The following is a 16,182-nucleotide window of genomic DNA, read 5'->3' as shown; positions in this document are numbered from 1 at the left end:
CAGCGTAACTTAACCAGATCCACATCGATCCATGCGTGCGAATACGGACTATCCGCGATCGGTCCTCGGACCGACCTCCTCCGGGTCCGCCGGAGCCGTCTTGGTCAGTTCGGCCGGGTCCGCCGGACCGACCTTGGCCAGGTTGGTCAGCACCACGTCGAGTACCCGGACCGCCTCCGGTTTGGCCAGCGGGTTGTTGCCGTTCCCGCACTTCGGCGACTGGACGCAGGACGGGCAGCCGGCCTCGCAGCCGCACTCGGCGATCGCGTCCCGGGTCGCGGTCAGCCACGCCGCCGCCGCCCGGTACGCCCGCTCGGCGAAACCGGCGCCGCCCGGGTGCCCGTCGTAGACGAAGACCGTCGGCGCCTCGGTGTCCGGATGGTTCGCCGTCGACAGTCCGCCGATGTCCCAGCGGTCGCAGGTGGCGACCAGCGGCAGCAGCCCGATCGCGGCGTGCTCGGCGGCGTGCAGCGCCCCCGGCATCTCGGCCGCCTCCACCCCGGCCGCCGCCAGCGACTCCGGTGAGACGGTGAACCAGACCGCGACGGTACGCAGTTCCCGGGCGGGCAGGTCCAGCGGCAGGGTGGCCAGTACCTCGCCGGAGGCGAGCCGGCGGCGCTGGTACGACACCACCTGGCTGGTCACGTCGACCTCGCCGAGGAACATCCCGACCGGTCCGGCGTCGAGATAGGAGCGGACCGAGACGACCGACAGCGAGGTGACGTCCCGGGGATGGGTGGACCAGTCCGGCTCCTCGGCGTGCACCAGCGCGCAGCCGCCGTCCAGGTCGAGGTCGTCCACCACGTACGAGACGCCCTGGTGCAGGTAGACCGCGCCGGGGTGGACCTGGAAGTGCGCCGACGCCGGGTCGACCGTGCCGAGCAACCGGCCGGTCGACGCCTCGACCACGTCCACCGGCGTACCGCCGGTGCCGCGCAGGTCCACCTCCGGCCGCCCGACGTGCCGCCAGTACCAGCCGGTCGGGCGGGAGCGGAGGGCACCGGCGGCCACCAGCGCCTCGACCGCCTCCTTCGCGCCTTCGCCGAAGAGTTCCAGGTCGGCCGGGGTGAGCGGGGACTCGGCCGCCGCGCAGGCCAGCTGTGGACCCAGCACGTAGGGGTTGGCCGGGTCGAGCACCGTCGCCTCGACCGGCCGGCCGAACAGCGCCTCCGGGTGGTGCACCAGGTAGGTGTCCAGCGGGTCGTCCCGGGCGACGAGCACGGCCAGCGCCTCCCGCCCGGAGCGCCCGGCCCGGCCGGCCTGCTGCCAGAGCGAGGCCCGGGTGCCCGGGTAGCCGCAGATCAGCACGGCGTCCAGCCCGACCAGGTCGACGCCGAGTTCCAGCGCGCTGGTCGAGGCGAGCCCGAGCAACTCGCCGCCGAGCAGTGCCTGTTCCAGCGAGCGGCGCTCCTCGCGCAGGTAGCCCGACCGGTAGGCGGCGACCCGGCTGCCCAGCCCGGGGACGGCCTCGTCCAGCGAGCGCCGGGCGGTGGTGGCGATCACCTCGGCCCCGCGCCGGGACTTGACGAAGGCCAGCGTCCGGACTCCGGCCGCGACCGTGTCGCTGAGCAGGTCGGCGGTCTCGCGCAACGCGGACCGGCGCACCGGGGCGGCGTCGAGTCCGGCATCCCTCCCGGGGCCTACCGGCACCGGCTTCGCGAAACCGACCGGAGCCTCCTCCTCCGACGACGACCGCGACGACGGCGGCGACTGGGACGACGGTGATTGGGACGACGCCTCGGACGACGACGGCGGCGACTGGGACGACGGCGGCGACTGGGACGACGACGGCGACTCGGACGACGACCGCAACGACTGGGAGGGCGACGACGATGGGGACGGGAGCAGTGGCGGCTCCCAGAGCGCGAAGGTCAGCCCGCCGCGTGGCGCGGTGTCCTCGGTGACGGCCGTGACCGGCAGCCCGGTCAGCCGCCCGGCCGCCGCCGCCGGGTCGCCCGAGGTCGCCGAGGCCAGCACGAAGACCGGTCCGGCCGGCGCCGCCCCGGCACCGCCCGTCCCGCTGCGCTGCCCCGGCACCGACCTCGGGGTACGCGGATAGCGTGCCGCCTGCCGCCGCAGCCGGCGCAGTACGTGTGCCACGTGCGACCCGAACACGCCCCGGTAGGTGTGGCACTCGTCGACCACCACGAACGCCAGCCGGCGCAGGAAGGCGGACCACTTCGCATGCCCAGGCAGGATGCCGTGGTGCAGCATGTCCGGGTTGGTCAGCACGAACCGGGAGTGCGCCCGGATCCAGTCCCGTTCGGCGCGCGGGGTGTCGCCGTCGTAGCAGGCCGGGCGTACCCCGTCGAGGTCGAGTGCGGCGACGGCCCGGAGCTGGTCGGCGGCGAGCGCCTTGGTCGGGGCCAGGTAGAGCACCGTGGCCCGGGGGTCGGCGAGCAGCGTGGCCAGCGCCGGAAGCTGGTACGCGAGGGACTTTCCGGAGGCGGTGCCGGTGGCGACCACCACGTGCCGGCCGGCGTACGCGTGTCCGGCGGCCTCGGCCTGGTGTCGCCACGGCGCGACCACGCCCTGCCCGGCGAGGGCCGCGCGCAGTTCCGCCGGCACCCAGTCCGGCCAGTCGACTGCCGTGCCGGTACGCGCCGGCAACCGCTCGACGTGCGTGACCGGGCCACCCAACGAGCCGACCGCACCGACCACCCCGGCCATACCGGTGCCGGCGTGGGCCCGGCCGCGCAGCAGGTCCAGCAGCTCGCCCGCGCCGGGGCCACCGGTCGGGCGGGCGTCCCCGCCACCGGCACCGGCCGATACTGTTGCTGGAAATGTCACGCCCTGCACTCTCGCACTCTCGTACGTGCGTCGGAAGGCCGGGTAGCGTCGGTCCGCCTTCGGTGCGCGGTCCGCTGGTCGATGGTTAGATGCCCAGGAGCGTTCCTGGCCGGTCAGAGGAGGACTGATGGATCTGTCGCTGACGACCCGCACCATCGGTGAGTACACGGTGTTGGAGGTCGGCGGCGAGGTCGACGTCTACACCGCACCGAGACTGCGCGAGCGGCTGGTCGAGTTGATCGACGGTGGGGCCCGGGCGATCGTCGTCGACCTGGGTCGGGTGGACTTCCTCGACTCGACCGGACTCGGCGTACTCGTGGGGGCACTGAAGCGGCTGCGTCCGGTCGGCGGGACCTTCGGACTGATCTGCGACAAGGAGCCGCTGCTCAAGATCTTCCGGATCACCGCGCTGGACCAGGTCTTCCCGATCTACCCGACGCTGGACGCCGCCACCGCGCCGGCCGACTCCTCCGGTGCCGATGCCTGATGTCGACGTGCCCAGGCCCGATCTCGACGGTCGACGCGTGATGTCGCAGGTCAGACTCTCCTTCACGCCCGCTCCGGTGCACGTGCGCACCGCCCGGCTGGTCGGCGTCGCCGTGGCCCGGCGGGCCGGCGTGGCCGAGGAACTGCTCGACGAGGTACGGCTGGCGATCGGCGAGGCGTGTGCCCGCGCGGTCGCCCTGCACCGGCAGTACGGGCTCGGCGATCTGGTCCTCGTCGAGATGTCCGACAGTCCCGCGTACACGGTGCGGGTGATCGACCGGGCGCCGATCGAGGCCGGACTGGGGCTGGCCGCGCTGCCGCCGGACGAGCTGGCCGACGAGTCCCTCACCGACGAGGCACTGACGGTGGGTGTCGGGTTCGCCCTGCTCGCGGGCTTTGTCGAGGATCTTCAGGTGCGTCCCGTGGAAGAGGGGATCGGCACCGAGGTGCGGATGGCCTGGCCGCTCGGGCGGTAGCACCACTGCGTGGTCGGGCCGCCCAGCGCAGGCAGGCGCCCGTGGCCGGGTCGCCCCATCCCAAGCATGGCCGGGGCGCCCATTACACCAGCCGCCGGGCTAACACAGCGACGAAGATCATCGTGACCGGGCGGGTCCTGGTTGTGACCTCCAACACGACGGACCGCTAGAGTACCCGGGGTTATCAGCAAGTGTGCTGGTCCCGCTCCTGTGGGTGGGGGAGCAACGCCGGTCGCGGGGATCGCCGGCCGGCGGAACGCTTGCGAAATTGTCGCTCCACGCGTGGAGACGTCGGGCCGGTTCGTCCGCCAGCCCGGCGCGAGTGTTCGGTACAGGAGGACATAGATGTCCCACTATTGGGCCGCTGACAGTGGCGGGCTGTCCCTCGGCGGCGAGAACCTCTCGTACGTCGTCGTCGCGGCAGTCATCGCCCTGGTCGCGCTCGGCTTCGCCGCTGCGCTGACCAAGGCCGTGCTGTCGACCGGCAAGGGCACCGAGAAGATGCAGGAGATCGCGGGGGCCGTCCAGGAGGGGGCCTCGGCCTACCTGCTCCGGCAGTTCCGCACCCTCGGCATATTCGTCGTGGTCGCGGTGATCCTGCTCTTCCTGCTGCCGGTGCACGACACCGACGGCAACGAGACGCTGGTGAAGATCGGCCGATCGGGCTTCTTCGTGGTCGGTGCCCTGTTCAGCGCGTTCATCGGCGGCGCCGGCATGGCCCTGGCCACCCGGGCCAACCTGCGGGTCGCGGCCGCCGCCCGCGAGCACCAGGGCGGCCGGGAAGCGGCGATGCAGATCGCGTTCCGCACCGGTGGCGTCGTCGGCTTCCTCACCGTTGGTCTCGGCCTGGTCGGGGCGGCGGCGGTCGTCCTGATCTACAAGGGCGACGCGCCGACCGTGCTGGAGGGCTTCGGCTTCGGTGCCGCGCTGCTCGCGATGTTCATGCGGGTCGGCGGCGGCATCTTCACCAAGGCCGCCGACGTCGGCGCCGACCTGGTCGGCAAGGTCGAGCAGGGCATCCCCGAGGACGACCCGCGCAACGCGGCGACAATCGCCGACAACGTGGGCGACAACGTCGGTGACTGTGCCGGCATGGCCGCCGACCTCTTCGAGTCGTACGCGGTGACCCTGGTCGCCGCGCTGATCCTCGGCCGGGCCGCCTTCGGCGAGCAGGGGCTGGTCTTCCCGCTGATCGTCTCCACGATCGGTGTGCTGATCGCCATCCTCGGCGTCTTCATCACCCGGCTGCGGGCCGGCGACCGGTCCGGGCTCACCGCGATCAACCGGGCGTTCTACGCCTCCGCGGTGGTCTCGGCGATCCTGGTCGCGGTGATGTCCTTCGTCTACCTGCCCGCCACCTGGTCCGAGTTGCTCGGTGCCGACTGGCGGACCAGGCTCGGCCTCGCCGAGGACGCCTCCGACCCGATCGATCCGCGGATCCTCGCCATCGGCGCCGTGGTGATCGGCATCGTGCTGGCCGCCGCCATCCAGGCGCTGACCGGCTACTTCACCGAGACCAACCGGCGCCCGGTGCAGGACATCGGCAAGTCGTCACTGACCGGCCCGGCCACTGTGGTACTGGCCGGGATCAGCGTCGGCCTGGAGTCGGCGGTCTACTCGGCGCTGCTGATCGGCGCCGGGGTCTTCGGGGCGTTCCTGCTCGGTGGCGGCTCGCTCACGCTCTCGCTCTTCGCGGTGGCGCTGGCCGGTACCGGCCTGCTCACCACGGTCGGCGTGATCGTCGCGATGGACACCTTCGGTCCGATCTCCGACAACGCGCAGGGCATCGCCGAGATGTCCGGCGACATCGACGAGGACGGCGCGCGTACCCTCACCGAACTGGACGCGGTCGGCAACACCACCAAGGCGATCACCAAGGGCATCGCGATCGCCACGGCGGTACTCGCCGCCACCGCGCTCTTCGGGTCGTATACGGACACGCTGGCCGTGGCCCTCCGGGACGCGGGTTCCGACCTGTCGATCGACGGGCTGCTCAACGTGGCCAACCCGCGCAACCTGGTGGGTCTGATCGTCGGTGCCGCGGTGGTCTTCCTCTTCTCCGGCCTGGCCATCAACGCGGTCTCCCGCTCGGCCGGTGCCGTGGTGATGGAGGTACGCCGGCAGTTCAAGGATCTGCCCGGGATCATGGACTACAGCCAGCGGCCGGAGTACGGCAAGGTGGTCGACATCTGCACCAGGGACGCCCAGCGCGAGCTGATGACCCCGGGGCTGCTCGCCATCCTGGCGCCGATCGCTGTCGGTTTCGGGCTCGGCCCGGGTGCGCTGGCCGCGTACCTGGCCGGCGCCATCGGGGCCGGCACCCTGATGGCGGTCTTCCTGGCCAACTCGGGTGGCGCCTGGGACAACAGCAAGAAGTTGGTCGAGGACGGCGCGTTCGGCGGCAAGGGCTCGGACGCGCACGCGGCGACCGTGATCGGCGACACCGTCGGTGACCCGTTCAAGGACACCGCCGGACCGGCGATCAACCCGCTGATCAAGGTGATGAACCTGGTCTCGCTGCTGATCGCTCCGGCCGTGGTGGCCTGGAGCGTCGGTGAGGACAAGAACACCGCGCTGCGGATCGGGGTCGCGGTCGTCGCGGCGCTGATCATCGTGGTGGCGGTGCTGTTCAGCAAGCGCAAGCCGGTGGCCATGTCGGACTCCGACTCGGACACCGGCGGCGCCGGCAGCGGCAGCTCCGACCAGCAGCCGCAGACCGTCAACGCCTGACCAGGGTGCCTGTCCGGTCCGGGCCCGTCGCGCACGCGACGGGCCCGGACCCGTTCTCCGGCAGCCCGTTCTCCGGCAGCCCGTTCTCCGGCAGCCCGTTCTCCGGCAGCCCGTTCTCCGGCAGCCCGTTCTCCGGCAGCCCGTTCTCCGGCAGCCCGTTCTCCGGCAGCCCGGCGGCCGGCTGCCGCAGCGGGGCGACCACGAACCCGTCGGGCGACTCCGCCGTTCGGCGTCGGGACCGGGGCGGCGGCACCGGGCGGCGCGGAGGTTCGGACCTCGGGTCCGGGGCGGCTCGGCCGATTACCCCCCTCGCGAAGCCGGCTCCAACCCGTACGCTGCAACGCATGCGTACCCCCCGCACGGCATCCGCCGGAAAATTCACGGCGGCCCTGTGCACGATCGCCCTGCTCCTCGGGGGCTGCGCCGGAGGACCCACCCCGCAGGCCTGGGCCGCCGCGGTCTGCGCGGCACTGGCCCCCTGGCGGGCCGAGATCGGGACGCTGACCCGGAGCACCCAGCAGCAGATGACCGCGCAGACAAGCCCGGCGCAGGCCAAGGAGAACCTGGTCCGACTGCTCCGGGGTGCCGAACAGGCCAGCGAGACCGCCCGGCGGAAGGTCGAGGCGGCCGGCGTGCCGGATGCCGAGAAGGGTGAGGCGGTCTCCAGGGGCTTCGTCACCTCGCTGACCGCCGTCCGGGACGCCTACGGCCGGGCCGGCGCGACGATCGAGGCACTCGGCACCGAGCAGGCCGGCGAGTTCTACGACGGCGTCAAGATCGCGGTCGACAACCTGAACAAGGAGTACGACGCCAGTTCGCTCGACACCAGCGAGCTGGATTCGGTGGAGTTGAAGCGGGCCTTCGACGAGGTTCCGGAGTGTCGCTGACCCCGCCCGTCCCGCCCGTACCGGCCGAGTCGCCCGACCCGGCCGGCCCACTCTCCGACCCGCCCGACCCGCCCGACCCGGTTCCCGACCCGGTTCCGGAGTCTGCCCTCGCGCCGGCCGAGCTGGCTCCCGCGCCGGCCGAGCTGGCTCCCGCGCCGGCCGAGCCTGCCCCCGCGCCGCCCGAGCTGGCTCCCGCGCCGGCCCCCGCGCCGGCCGAGCCTGCCCCGGCGCCGGCCGAGCCGGTTCCCGCGCCGCCCGAGCCGGTTCCGGCGCCGCGACCGGCGGCGGAGGCGGAGCCGCCAACTCCGGCCGGGCCGCCGGTACGGCAGCTCTCGCTGTTCGGGGTGGAGGCGGCCGATCCGTCCGTCGGTGACCTTGCCGGGCTGCTGGCCGGGCCCGGCGAGCTGGTCCGGATGGGTGGCACCGCCCGGGTCACGATCGTGGTGGACGCCGCCTGGCGGGTGCACGTGCTCGTCGCCGAGCTGGCCCGGCGGGGGCTGACCGCGAGCTGGCTCGGCCGGGTGGCGGAGCAGCACGGGGTGCAGACCTCCTACAGCACCCTGCTCGCCCCGCTGGCGGCGAGCTGGTTGCGTGGCACCGCCAAGCGCCCGCCGGCCAACTTCTTCCTGACCGGTCCCCGGCTGCGGCTCTGGGCGGCGGCGGCCGGTACCCCCGAGCCGCTCGGCTTCGTCCTCCGGCTCGGTGCCGCCGACGAGGCGTGCTGGGAGCCGGTCGGCGCGGCGCTGGCCGCGATCGGCCTGCCGGCGGTGCTGCTGGACGCCGGGGCGGGCGGTCCGGCGTACCGGATCACCGGCCGGCGCCGGCTCGCCCGGCTGGCGGAACTGGTCGGTGACCGGCCGCCGACCGCGCCGCCGAGCCGGTGGCCCGGCGGGTCCTGAGTACCCTGCGTCGGTGACCGCCGGTGGTGGCCCGCCAGGGATCGACCGCTGTCGTATCCCGGACAGCCGGAAGTCAGATTTGTTCGATTGATCCGGTTAACGCGCCCCTGAGCCGGGCGTGATCCGTCCGGTTGGTCCCGCACGGATAGGCGGTGGGTGTACCGTGTCGCCGTCCGGCATGACCGCCCGTCCCGCGTTGTTGCACCCGGTGTCACCGCAGCGTAGCGGTGCTCTTCTCGGGCCGCGCAACTGCGCGGTCGGGGCGCGCGTTACGTTGGACGTCTGGCCACCGGGCGGCCGGTGAGGCCCCGGCGGCGAGCGCGGACAGGGCGGTCCGCAGGGGGAAAGATCGTGAGTGAGGTCAGGAGAGCCGTGCCGAGCAACGCCAGGAGCACCCGTCTGGTCATCGTCGAGTCACCGGCGAAGGCCAAGACGATCTCGGGCTATCTCGGCCCGGGGTACGTCGTCGAGGCCAGCCTTGGCCACGTCCGTGACCTGCCGCGCAACGCCGACGACGTGCCCGCGAAATACAAGGGCGAGCCGTGGGCCCGGCTCGGCGTCGACGTCGACAACGGGTTCGCCGCCCTCTACGTCGTCTCCCCGGACCGCAAGCAGCAGATCACCAAGCTGACCCGGCTGGCCAAGGAGGTCGACGAGGTCCTCCTCGCCACCGACGAGGACCGCGAGGGCGAGGCCATCGCCTGGCACCTGGTCGAGACGCTCAAGCCCAAGGTGCCGGTCAAGCGGATGGTCTTCCACGAGATCACCCGGCAGGCCATCCAGGCGGCGGTGGCGAACCCGCGCGAGATCGACCGCGACCTGGTCGACGCCCAGGAGGCCCGGCGGATCCTGGACCGGCTCTACGGCTACGAGGTCTCCCCGGTGCTGTGGCGCAAGGTCCGCTCCGGACTCTCCGCCGGCCGGGTCCAGTCGGTCGCCACCCGGATCGTCGTCGAACGCGAGCGGCAGCGGATGGCGTTCCGCAGCGCGGAGTACTGGGACATCCTGGCCACCCTCGGCGTGCAGGGTGCCGCCGACGGGCCGCGCAGCTTCTCCGCCACCCTTGTCGCGCTGGACGGCGACCGGATCGCCACCGGCAAGGACTTCGAGCCGACCACCGGCCAGGTGAAGCCGGGTGCCGGGGTGACCCACCTCGACGAGGCGGGTGCCCGTGGCCTGGCCGCCCGCCTCGACGGGCGCCCGTTCACGGTGACCCGGGTCGACGAGAAGCCCTACCGGCGCCGCCCGTACGCGCCGTTCATCACTTCGACGCTCCAGCAGGAGGCGGCCCGGAAGCTGCGCTTCTCCTCGCAGCAGACGATGCGCACCGCCCAGCGGCTCTACGAGAACGGCTACATCACCTACATGCGTACCGACTCGGTGAACCTGTCGGAGACGGCCATCGCGGCCGCCCGCCGGCAGATCGCCGAGCTGTACGGTGAGCGGAACGTGCCGCCGGAGCCGCGCCGCTACACCGGCAAGGTGAAGAACGCCCAGGAGGCGCACGAGGCGATCCGCCCCGCCGGGGACAACTTCCGCACCCCGGGTGAGCTGGCCAACGAACTCTCTGCCGAGGAGTTCCGGCTCTACGAGCTGATCTGGCGGCGGACCATCGCCTCCCAGATGACCGACGCGGTCGGCTCCAGCGTCTCGGTGCGGATCCGGGCGGTCTCCAGCGCCGGCGAGGAGGCCGACTTCGGCGCCACCGGCAAGACCATCACCGAGCCGGGCTTCCTGCGGGCGTACGTGGAGTCGTCCGACGACGAGAACGCCGAGGCCGAGGACGCCGAGCGGCGGTTGCCGAACCTGGTCCGGGACCAGCCGCTGACCGCCGAGGAACTCGCCCCGACCGGCCACCACACCCAGCCGCCGTCCCGGTACACCGAGGCGTCGCTGGTGAAGTCGCTCGAGGAGCTGGGCATCGGCCGGCCCTCCACCTACGCCTCGATCATGGCGACGATCCAGGACCGGGGGTACGTCTTCAAGCGCGGCCAGGCGCTGATCCCGTCCTTCCTGGCCTTCGCCGTGGTCGGCCTGCTGGAGCGGCACTACCCCCGGCTCGTCGACTACAACTTCACCGCCGCGATGGAGAACGAGCTGGACGAGATCGCCGGTGGTGACCACGCGGCGGTGGACTTCCTGACCTCGTTCTACTTCGGCAGCGAGATGGGCGGGGACCAGTCGGTGGCCCGGTCCGGCGGGCTGAAGAAGATGGTCACCGAGAACCTGAGCGAGATCGACGCGCGCAGTGTCAACTCGATCCCGCTGTTCCGGGACGACGAGGGGCGCGACGTCGTCGTCCGGGTCGGCCGCTACGGGCCGTACCTGCAACGCAGCCTGCCCGGCGCGGAGTCGGCCGCCCCCGCGGCCCGGGACACCGGCGACGGCGGCCCGCCCGAGGACACCACGCCGGCCGGCGACCGGGCGCCGATCCCGGAGGGCGTGGCGCCGGACGAGCTGACCCCGGAGAAGGTGCACGAGCTGTTCCTCGGCGGTGGCGGCGAGCGCAAGCTCGGCGAGCACCCGGAGACCGGCGAGCCGATCGTGCTCAAGTCCGGCCGGTTCGGGCCGTACGTTTCGAGCGGCGAGCGCAAGGCGTCGCTGCTGCGCACCCAGTCCCCGGATTCGCTGACCATGTCGGAGGCGCTGCGCCTGCTCACCCTGCCCCGGGTGGTCGGGGTCGGGCCGGACGGTGCCGAGGTGCTGGCCGCGAACGGCCGCTACGGCCCGTACGTCAAGCGCGGTGACGAGTTCCGCTCGCTGGAGTCGGAGGAGCAGCTCTTCACCGTCACCCTGGACGAGGCGCTGGCCCTGCTGGCGGCGCCGAAGACCCGGCAGCGCCGGGCGGCGGCCCCGCCGCTGCGGGAGATGGGTGCCGATCCGCTGACCGAGAAGCCGCTGGTGATCAAGGACGGCCGGTTCGGGCCGTACGTCACCGACGGCGAGACCAACGCGTCGCTGCGGCGCGGCCAGACTCCGGAGGCGCTGACCCTGGAGGAGGCGTCGGAGATGCTGGCCGAGAAGCGGGCCAAGGGTCCGGCACCGCGCAAGCGGGCGGCGAAGAAGACGACAGCCAAGAAGACGGCGGCCAAGGCGACCGGCGACGGCTCGGCGGCGAAGAAGACGGCGGCGGCGAAGAAGACGACCGCGAAGAAGACGACCGCCAAGAAGACCGCCGCCAAGAAGGCGACTGCGACGAAGGCGACGGCCGCGAAGAAGGCTCCGGCGAAGAAGGCCGCCCCGAGCAGGGCGGCGGCAGCCACCACCGCCGACCCAACCGAGTAACGGCCACCCCCCACCTCCGGCAGTGCGACCGGCCCGGCGGGGCCGCCCTCACCGCACCGCCCCCGCCGGGTGCGGTGGGTCGCCAAGATTCTTGTTGAACTGTGGTTCACCGGAGACCACCAGGCAACAAGAATCTTGGCCCGACCTGAGCGGCAGTCGGGTCAGGTGGGGCGGGGGCGGCGGAAGCCGTACGTCCGGTGTTCGCGGCGGAAGCCGAGCGAGGCGTAGAGCCTGGCGGCCGGCAGGTTGTCGGCGTTGTAGTTGACCGTCACCGTGGTCATCCCGGCCGCCCGCATCCGGTGCATCGCGGCCAGCATCACCGCCCGGGCCAGTCCGCGGCGGTGGAAGTCCCGGTGCGTGCCGACCGGCTCGAAGTGCCCGACCCGGTTGCGCCCGTCCAGCCAGCAGACGGCGAAGGCGGCGATCCGGCCGTCCGGCGCCTCGGCGACGAACTCCCACTCGGCGGCGTAGCCGGGTCGGGTCATCACCGCCGACCGGTAGAGCTGCCCGGTCCAGTCCGCCTCGAAGGCCGAGTTGCGGGCCGCCGCGAGCTGGTCGGCGTCGCCCGGCCGGGCGGTACGCAGTACGAAGCCCTCCGGCGGGGCCGGGACGCCGACCGGGTCGGTGAGGTCCCGGACGGTCACGTCGTCCCAGGTGCGGAACCGGGTGAAACCGAGCCCGGTGAGCAACTGGATCCGGGTGCTGTCGCAGTCGAAGACGTCGGTCAGCACGTACGGCTCGGCGGTCCGGTCGGCGGTCATCGTCCGGGCGGTGGTCTGGTACGCCGTGCGCAGCATCGCCAGCTCGGCCCCGCCGCCGCGCAGCGCGGGTGCGCAGAAGACGTCGAAGGCGGCACCGAACCGCAGGTTGACCGCCAGCCCGACGATCTCGCCCCCGGTCTCCCAGAGCTGGACCAGTTCCCCGATCGGCTTCCCGCGCAGGTTCTCGTAGATCCGGTGCGGCACCTCGCCGACGTGGTCGTACCCGCATCTGCCGGCCTCGGCGATCCAGCCGGCGAAGGTCTCCGCGAGCCGGGGCAGGTCGCCGTCGGTGTACGGCCGCATCCGGGGCAGGCTGCTGCTGGTCACCGGGCCTGTATACGGCATACCCAGCGGCCGGCTCGACCGAATTCCGCCGGCCGGGCCCCGGTGGGCCTCAGGCGCCGAGCACCTGCTCGGTGTAGGAGTTCGCGAAGATCCGGTCCGGGTCGAGCCGGTCGCGTACCGCCAGGAAGTCGTCGAACCGGGGGTACGCCGGCCGCAGCGACCCGGCGTCCCGGTAGTGCAGCTTGCCCCAGTGCGGCCGGCCGCCCAGCCCGGCGGCGACCTGCTCGAAGGCCCGGAAGTACGGCTCGGCCGGCATCCCGGCGTACTGGTGGATCGCCACGTACGCCGACTCGCGCCCGTGGCCGTGCGAGAGCCAGATGTCGTCCGGGGCGGTGAACCGGACCTCGACCGGGAAGAGCACCCGGAACGGCAGCTCGTCGATCACCCGGCGCAGCCCGGCCAGCGCCTCGGGCAGGGCGGCCCGGGGCAGCGCGTACTCCATCTCCTCGAACCGGACCCGGCGCGGGGTGCAGAAGACCCGGTCGGAGCGGGCGGTGTAGCGGCGTGCGGTGAGCGCCCGGGCGGAGACGGCGGAGATGGTCGGCACCAGTGCCGGGGCGGCCCGGCCGAGCCGGCAGGCTCCGGCGAAGACGCTGTTGGCCAGGAAGTCGTCGTCCAGCCAGCTGCGGAACCGGCGCAACGGCTGGTCGTCGACGGGTACCCGGTTGTTCACCTTCACCTGCACCCGGTCGGTGTACGGGAACCAGTAGAACTCGAAGTGGTCGTTCCCGGCGACCAGCTCGGGGAGCCCGGCGAGTACCTCGGCGAGCGGGGCGGGGCGTTCGTCGGCGCGCAGCACGAAGGCGTCGACGCAGTTCAGGGTGACCTCGACGATCACGCCGAGGGCACCGAGCCCGACCCGGGCCGCCGCGAAGACGTCCGGGTGCTGCTCGGCGGAGCACTCCAGCAGCTCGCCGGTGCCGGTCACCAGGGTCAGTCCGGCGACGAATGTGGAGAGGCAGCCGAAGCCGGCGCCGGTGCCGTGGGTGCCGGTGGAGATCGCCCCGGCGATGGTCTGCGCGTCGATGTCGCCGAGGTTGGCCAGGGCCAGGCCGTGCGCGGCGAGCGCCTCGTTGAGCGCGTGCAGGGTGATCCCGCCGGGTACCGTGATCAGCCGACGCCCGGGATCGACCCGGACGGGTCCGGCCAGCGCGGTGAGATCGACCCGCTGGTCCTCGGCCCGGGCGATCGCGGTGAACGAGTGGCCGCTGCCGACCGGCTTGACCCGCCGGCCGGCGGCCCGGACCGCCCGGACCGTGGCGACGACCTCGTCCACGGTCGACGGTCGCAGCGCGTCGCCGATGGCATGCTGATTGCCGGCCCAGTTGGACCACGAGGAGGTGACTCCGGGTGGCGCGGTACGCCCGCTCATCTGACCTCCCCTGGCTCTGACCAGGTCACCGATCCGAAAACACGAATTAGACTCGCGTCAAGGTGTGCCAGGGCGAGTAAATCAGGATCGTCACGCCGAGTAAATACCGATATCCGCTCGGCTCGTTAGTCCGGATAGCGTTTCGAAACCGTGACGCCTAGTAACCTTCACCCCGTCGAAAGGGAGTGGCGACGAGTGTCCACGTCAACCGCCACATCCGGTCCACTGCGCCGCGTACCGGTGCAGGGCCGCAGCGTCGCCCGGGTCCAGCGCATGCTCGACGCCTGTGCCGAGATAGTCGACGAGGTCGGCTACGAGGGGCTGACCACCACCCTGCTCGCCGAGCGTGCCGGAGTGGCCATCGGGTCGGTGTACCAGTTCTTCCCGGACAAGCGAGCGATCGTGCAGGCGCTGACCCTGCGCAACATGGAGGCGTACCTGGAGCGGCTCAGCGACCGCTTCTCCCGGGGCGACCTGACCCACTGGTGGGACGGCGTCGACGCCGCGATCGACGAGTACATCACCATGCACCGGAGGGTGCCGGGCTTCCGCACCCTGCACTTCGGCGACGTCGTCGACGTGCACCTGCTCGACGAGGACCGGGACAACAACGGCGTGATCGCCGAGCAGTTGGCCCGGGTGCTCGTCGAGCAGTTCGGCACCACCGACGCGCCCCGGCTGCGCTTCGCGCTGGAGATCGCCGTCGAGGCGGCCGACGCGCTGATCAAGCTGGCGTTCCGGCGTGATCCGGAGGGCGACGAGAAGGTACTGGTCGAGGCGACCGCGCTGATCCGCGAGTACCTGCACCGGCACGTCGACGCCGCCTCCTCCTCGGCCGGCTAGCGCCGGCAGCCCTCCTCGGCCGGTCAGCCGGCAGCCCGGGGCAGAGGTCAGAGGAAGGCCCGTCCCTCGCCGCGGTAGGTCGGGACGGTGTCCACCACCCGATCCGACTCCAACAGGTGCAGTTCTCCGACATGTTCGGCCAGCTCGCCGGCCTTGGCGTGCCGGAACCAGACCCGGTCGCCGACCCGCAGCGACTCGGCGGGGCTGCCGGTCACCGGGGTCTGCACCTCCCCGGCGCCCTCGGTGCCGGTCAACCGCAGACCCGGCGGCAGCCACGGGGTGGGCAGCCGGGTCGGGTCGGCCGGCCCGGACGCCACCCAGCCGCCGCCGAGCAGGGTCACCACCCCGGGGGCGGGACGGCGGACCACCGGCAGGGCGAAGAACGCCGCCGGCCGGGGCCGCCAGCTCCGGTATGCGTCGAAGAGTGTCGGCCCGTAGAGGCCCGACCCGGCGGTGATCTCGGTTACCGCCGGGTCCGCCGCGGTCAGCGCGATGCTGCCGGTACCGCCGCCGTTGACGAACTCCAGGTCGGCGTGTTCGCGTACCGCCGCGACCGCCGCCGCGCGCCGGTGCAGGAGTTCCCGGTACGACCGCCGTTGCAGCAGCCGGATCGTGGCGGCCCGTACCGCCTGCCGGGGCGGTGCGTCACCGAGCCCGGCGATCTGCGCCTCGTACGCCATCAGTCCGACCAGCCGGAAGCCCGGCCGTTGCCCGATCGCGGCGGCCAGCGCGCCGGCCTCGGCGGCCGAGCGTACCGGTGAGCGGCGGACGCCGATGTGCAGCCGGCCGCCGAGCGAGTCGGCCAGCGGGCGCCAGGAGGCGTCCAGTTCGAGGCAGGTCCGGAGCTCGGCGCGGGAGTCCGGCGCGGCGACCGCGTCGACCAGGTCGAGCTGGGCGGGACTGTCCACCATCAGGCAGATCCGGCCGGCCAGTTCCGGATCGGCGGCGAGCTGCGCCAGGGCCTGCCGGTCGGCGCTGGGATAGCCGACCAGCACGTCGTCGGTCACTCCGGACCGGACCAGCCAGATCGCCTCGGCCAGGGTGTACGCCAGCGCGCCGTGCCAGCCGGGCCCGGCCAGGGCGCGGCGGAGCAGGGCGCGGCAGCGCAGCGACTTGCTGGCGATCCGCAGCGGGCGGCCGCCGGAGCGGTCGACCATGGCCCGGGCGTTGGCGCCGAACGCGTCGAGGTCGACCACGGCGAAGGGTGGTTCGAGGTGTGCGGTCGCCTCGTCGAGGCGGTTGCGCAGCAGGTCGCGTTCGGTGGCCATTCGAGCACGCTAACGCCCGGGACGATAATGCGAAACTGTC

12 protein-coding genes are annotated in these 16,182 nt (G+C 72.8%); 7 read left to right on the top strand and 5 right to left on the bottom strand.

The features are described 5' to 3' along the window. Positions 1-48: 48 nt before the first annotated feature. Entirely contained in the window at positions 49-2,790 is a 2,742-nt protein-coding gene (locus tag ACN28A_RS11355) for a DEAD/DEAH box helicase (RefSeq protein ID WP_421394825.1), read from the bottom strand. 127 nt (positions 2,791-2,917) lie between these two features. Between ACN28A_RS11355 and ACN28A_RS11350 the strand changes: the two genes are divergently transcribed. The 3 genes from ACN28A_RS11350 (at position 2,918) to ACN28A_RS11340 (ending at position 6,482) form a co-directional block, all read left to right on the top strand. Then, positions 2,918-3,277, top strand: coding sequence for an STAS domain-containing protein (locus ACN28A_RS11350; protein ID WP_278064731.1), 360 nt, complete (start codon positions 2,918-2,920; stop codon positions 3,275-3,277). A 37-nt stretch (positions 3,278-3,314) separates the two neighbouring features. After that, complete coding sequence (locus ACN28A_RS11345; RefSeq protein WP_278064730.1) at positions 3,315-3,752, top strand: ATP-binding protein; 438 nt, start codon at positions 3,315-3,317, stop codon at positions 3,750-3,752. A 345-nt stretch (positions 3,753-4,097) separates the two neighbouring features. After that, positions 4,098-6,482, top strand: a complete 2,385-nt coding sequence (locus tag ACN28A_RS11340; protein ID WP_421394822.1) for a sodium-translocating pyrophosphatase — start codon at positions 4,098-4,100, stop codon at positions 6,480-6,482. On the opposite strand, the gene ACN28A_RS11335 is transcribed toward ACN28A_RS11340, so the two are convergent. Next, positions 6,472-6,735, bottom strand: a complete 264-nt coding sequence (locus ACN28A_RS11335; RefSeq protein WP_421394820.1) for a hypothetical protein — start codon at positions 6,733-6,735, stop codon at positions 6,472-6,474. The genes ACN28A_RS11340 and ACN28A_RS11335 overlap by 11 nt on opposite strands. Positions 6,736-6,826: 91 nt before the next feature. On the opposite strand from ACN28A_RS11335, the gene ACN28A_RS11330 reads away from it, so the two are divergent. The 3 genes from ACN28A_RS11330 to topA all read left to right on the top strand — a co-directional run bounded on the left by ACN28A_RS11330 (position 6,827) and on the right by topA (position 11,553). After that, complete coding sequence (locus ACN28A_RS11330; protein WP_421394818.1) at positions 6,827-7,369, top strand: hypothetical protein; 543 nt, start codon at positions 6,827-6,829, stop codon at positions 7,367-7,369. Between the two features lie 185 nt (positions 7,370-7,554). Next, positions 7,555-8,268, top strand: a complete 714-nt coding sequence (locus ACN28A_RS11325; RefSeq protein ID WP_421404304.1) for a hypothetical protein — start codon at positions 7,555-7,557, stop codon at positions 8,266-8,268. Positions 8,269-8,640: 372 nt separating this feature from the next. Further along, positions 8,641-11,553: a type I DNA topoisomerase gene (gene topA, locus ACN28A_RS11320; RefSeq protein ID WP_421404302.1), complete on the top strand. Its 2,913-nt coding sequence runs from the start codon at positions 8,641-8,643 to the stop codon at positions 11,551-11,553. Positions 11,554-11,714: 161 nt separating this feature from the next. Here the strand turns inward: topA and ACN28A_RS11315 are convergent, their stop codons facing one another. Together ACN28A_RS11315 and ACN28A_RS11310 are read right to left on the bottom strand one after the other, a co-directional pair. Then, positions 11,715-12,641: a GNAT family N-acetyltransferase gene (locus tag ACN28A_RS11315; RefSeq protein ID WP_421394816.1), complete on the bottom strand. Its 927-nt coding sequence runs from the start codon at positions 12,639-12,641 to the stop codon at positions 11,715-11,717. A 67-nt stretch (positions 12,642-12,708) separates the two neighbouring features. Further along, the gene (locus ACN28A_RS11310; RefSeq protein WP_421394814.1) at positions 12,709-14,031 is read right to left on the bottom strand and encodes a D-arabinono-1,4-lactone oxidase; all 1,323 of its coding nucleotides are present in this window, start codon (positions 14,029-14,031) and stop codon (positions 12,709-12,711) included. Between the two features lie 195 nt (positions 14,032-14,226). Between ACN28A_RS11310 and ACN28A_RS11305 the strand changes: the two genes are divergently transcribed. After that, entirely contained in the window at positions 14,227-14,874 is a 648-nt protein-coding gene (locus tag ACN28A_RS11305; protein WP_421394812.1) for a TetR/AcrR family transcriptional regulator, read from the top strand. 47 nt (positions 14,875-14,921) lie between these two features. On the opposite strand, the gene ACN28A_RS11300 is transcribed toward ACN28A_RS11305, so the two are convergent. Next, positions 14,922-16,142: an amino acid deaminase/aldolase gene (locus ACN28A_RS11300; RefSeq protein ID WP_421394810.1), complete on the bottom strand. Its 1,221-nt coding sequence runs from the start codon at positions 16,140-16,142 to the stop codon at positions 14,922-14,924. Positions 16,143-16,182: the final 40 nt, after the last annotated feature.

The organism is Plantactinospora sp. WMMB782 (assembly GCF_049179135.1).
Classification (GTDB): Bacteria; Actinomycetota; Actinomycetes; order Mycobacteriales; family Micromonosporaceae; genus Plantactinospora.
Note: the sequence above shows the minus strand (reverse complement) of the source record. Positions and strands in the feature narration are given on the sequence as shown.

Coding starts and splice junctions, on each gene's coding strand:
- ACN28A_RS11350 (WP_278064731.1), top strand. CDS start 2,918: ATGGATCTGTCGCTGACGACCCGCACCATCGGTGAGTACACGGTGTTG.
- ACN28A_RS11340 (WP_421394822.1), top strand. CDS start 4,098: ATGTCCCACTATTGGGCCGCTGACAGTGGCGGGCTGTCCCTCGGCGGC.
- ACN28A_RS11330 (WP_421394818.1), top strand. CDS start 6,827: ATGCGTACCCCCCGCACGGCATCCGCCGGAAAATTCACGGCGGCCCTG.
- ACN28A_RS11310 (WP_421394814.1), bottom strand. CDS start 14,031: ATGAGCGGGCGTACCGCGCCACCCGGAGTCACCTCCTCGTGGTCCAAC.
- ACN28A_RS11300 (WP_421394810.1), bottom strand. CDS start 16,142: ATGGCCACCGAACGCGACCTGCTGCGCAACCGCCTCGACGAGGCGACC.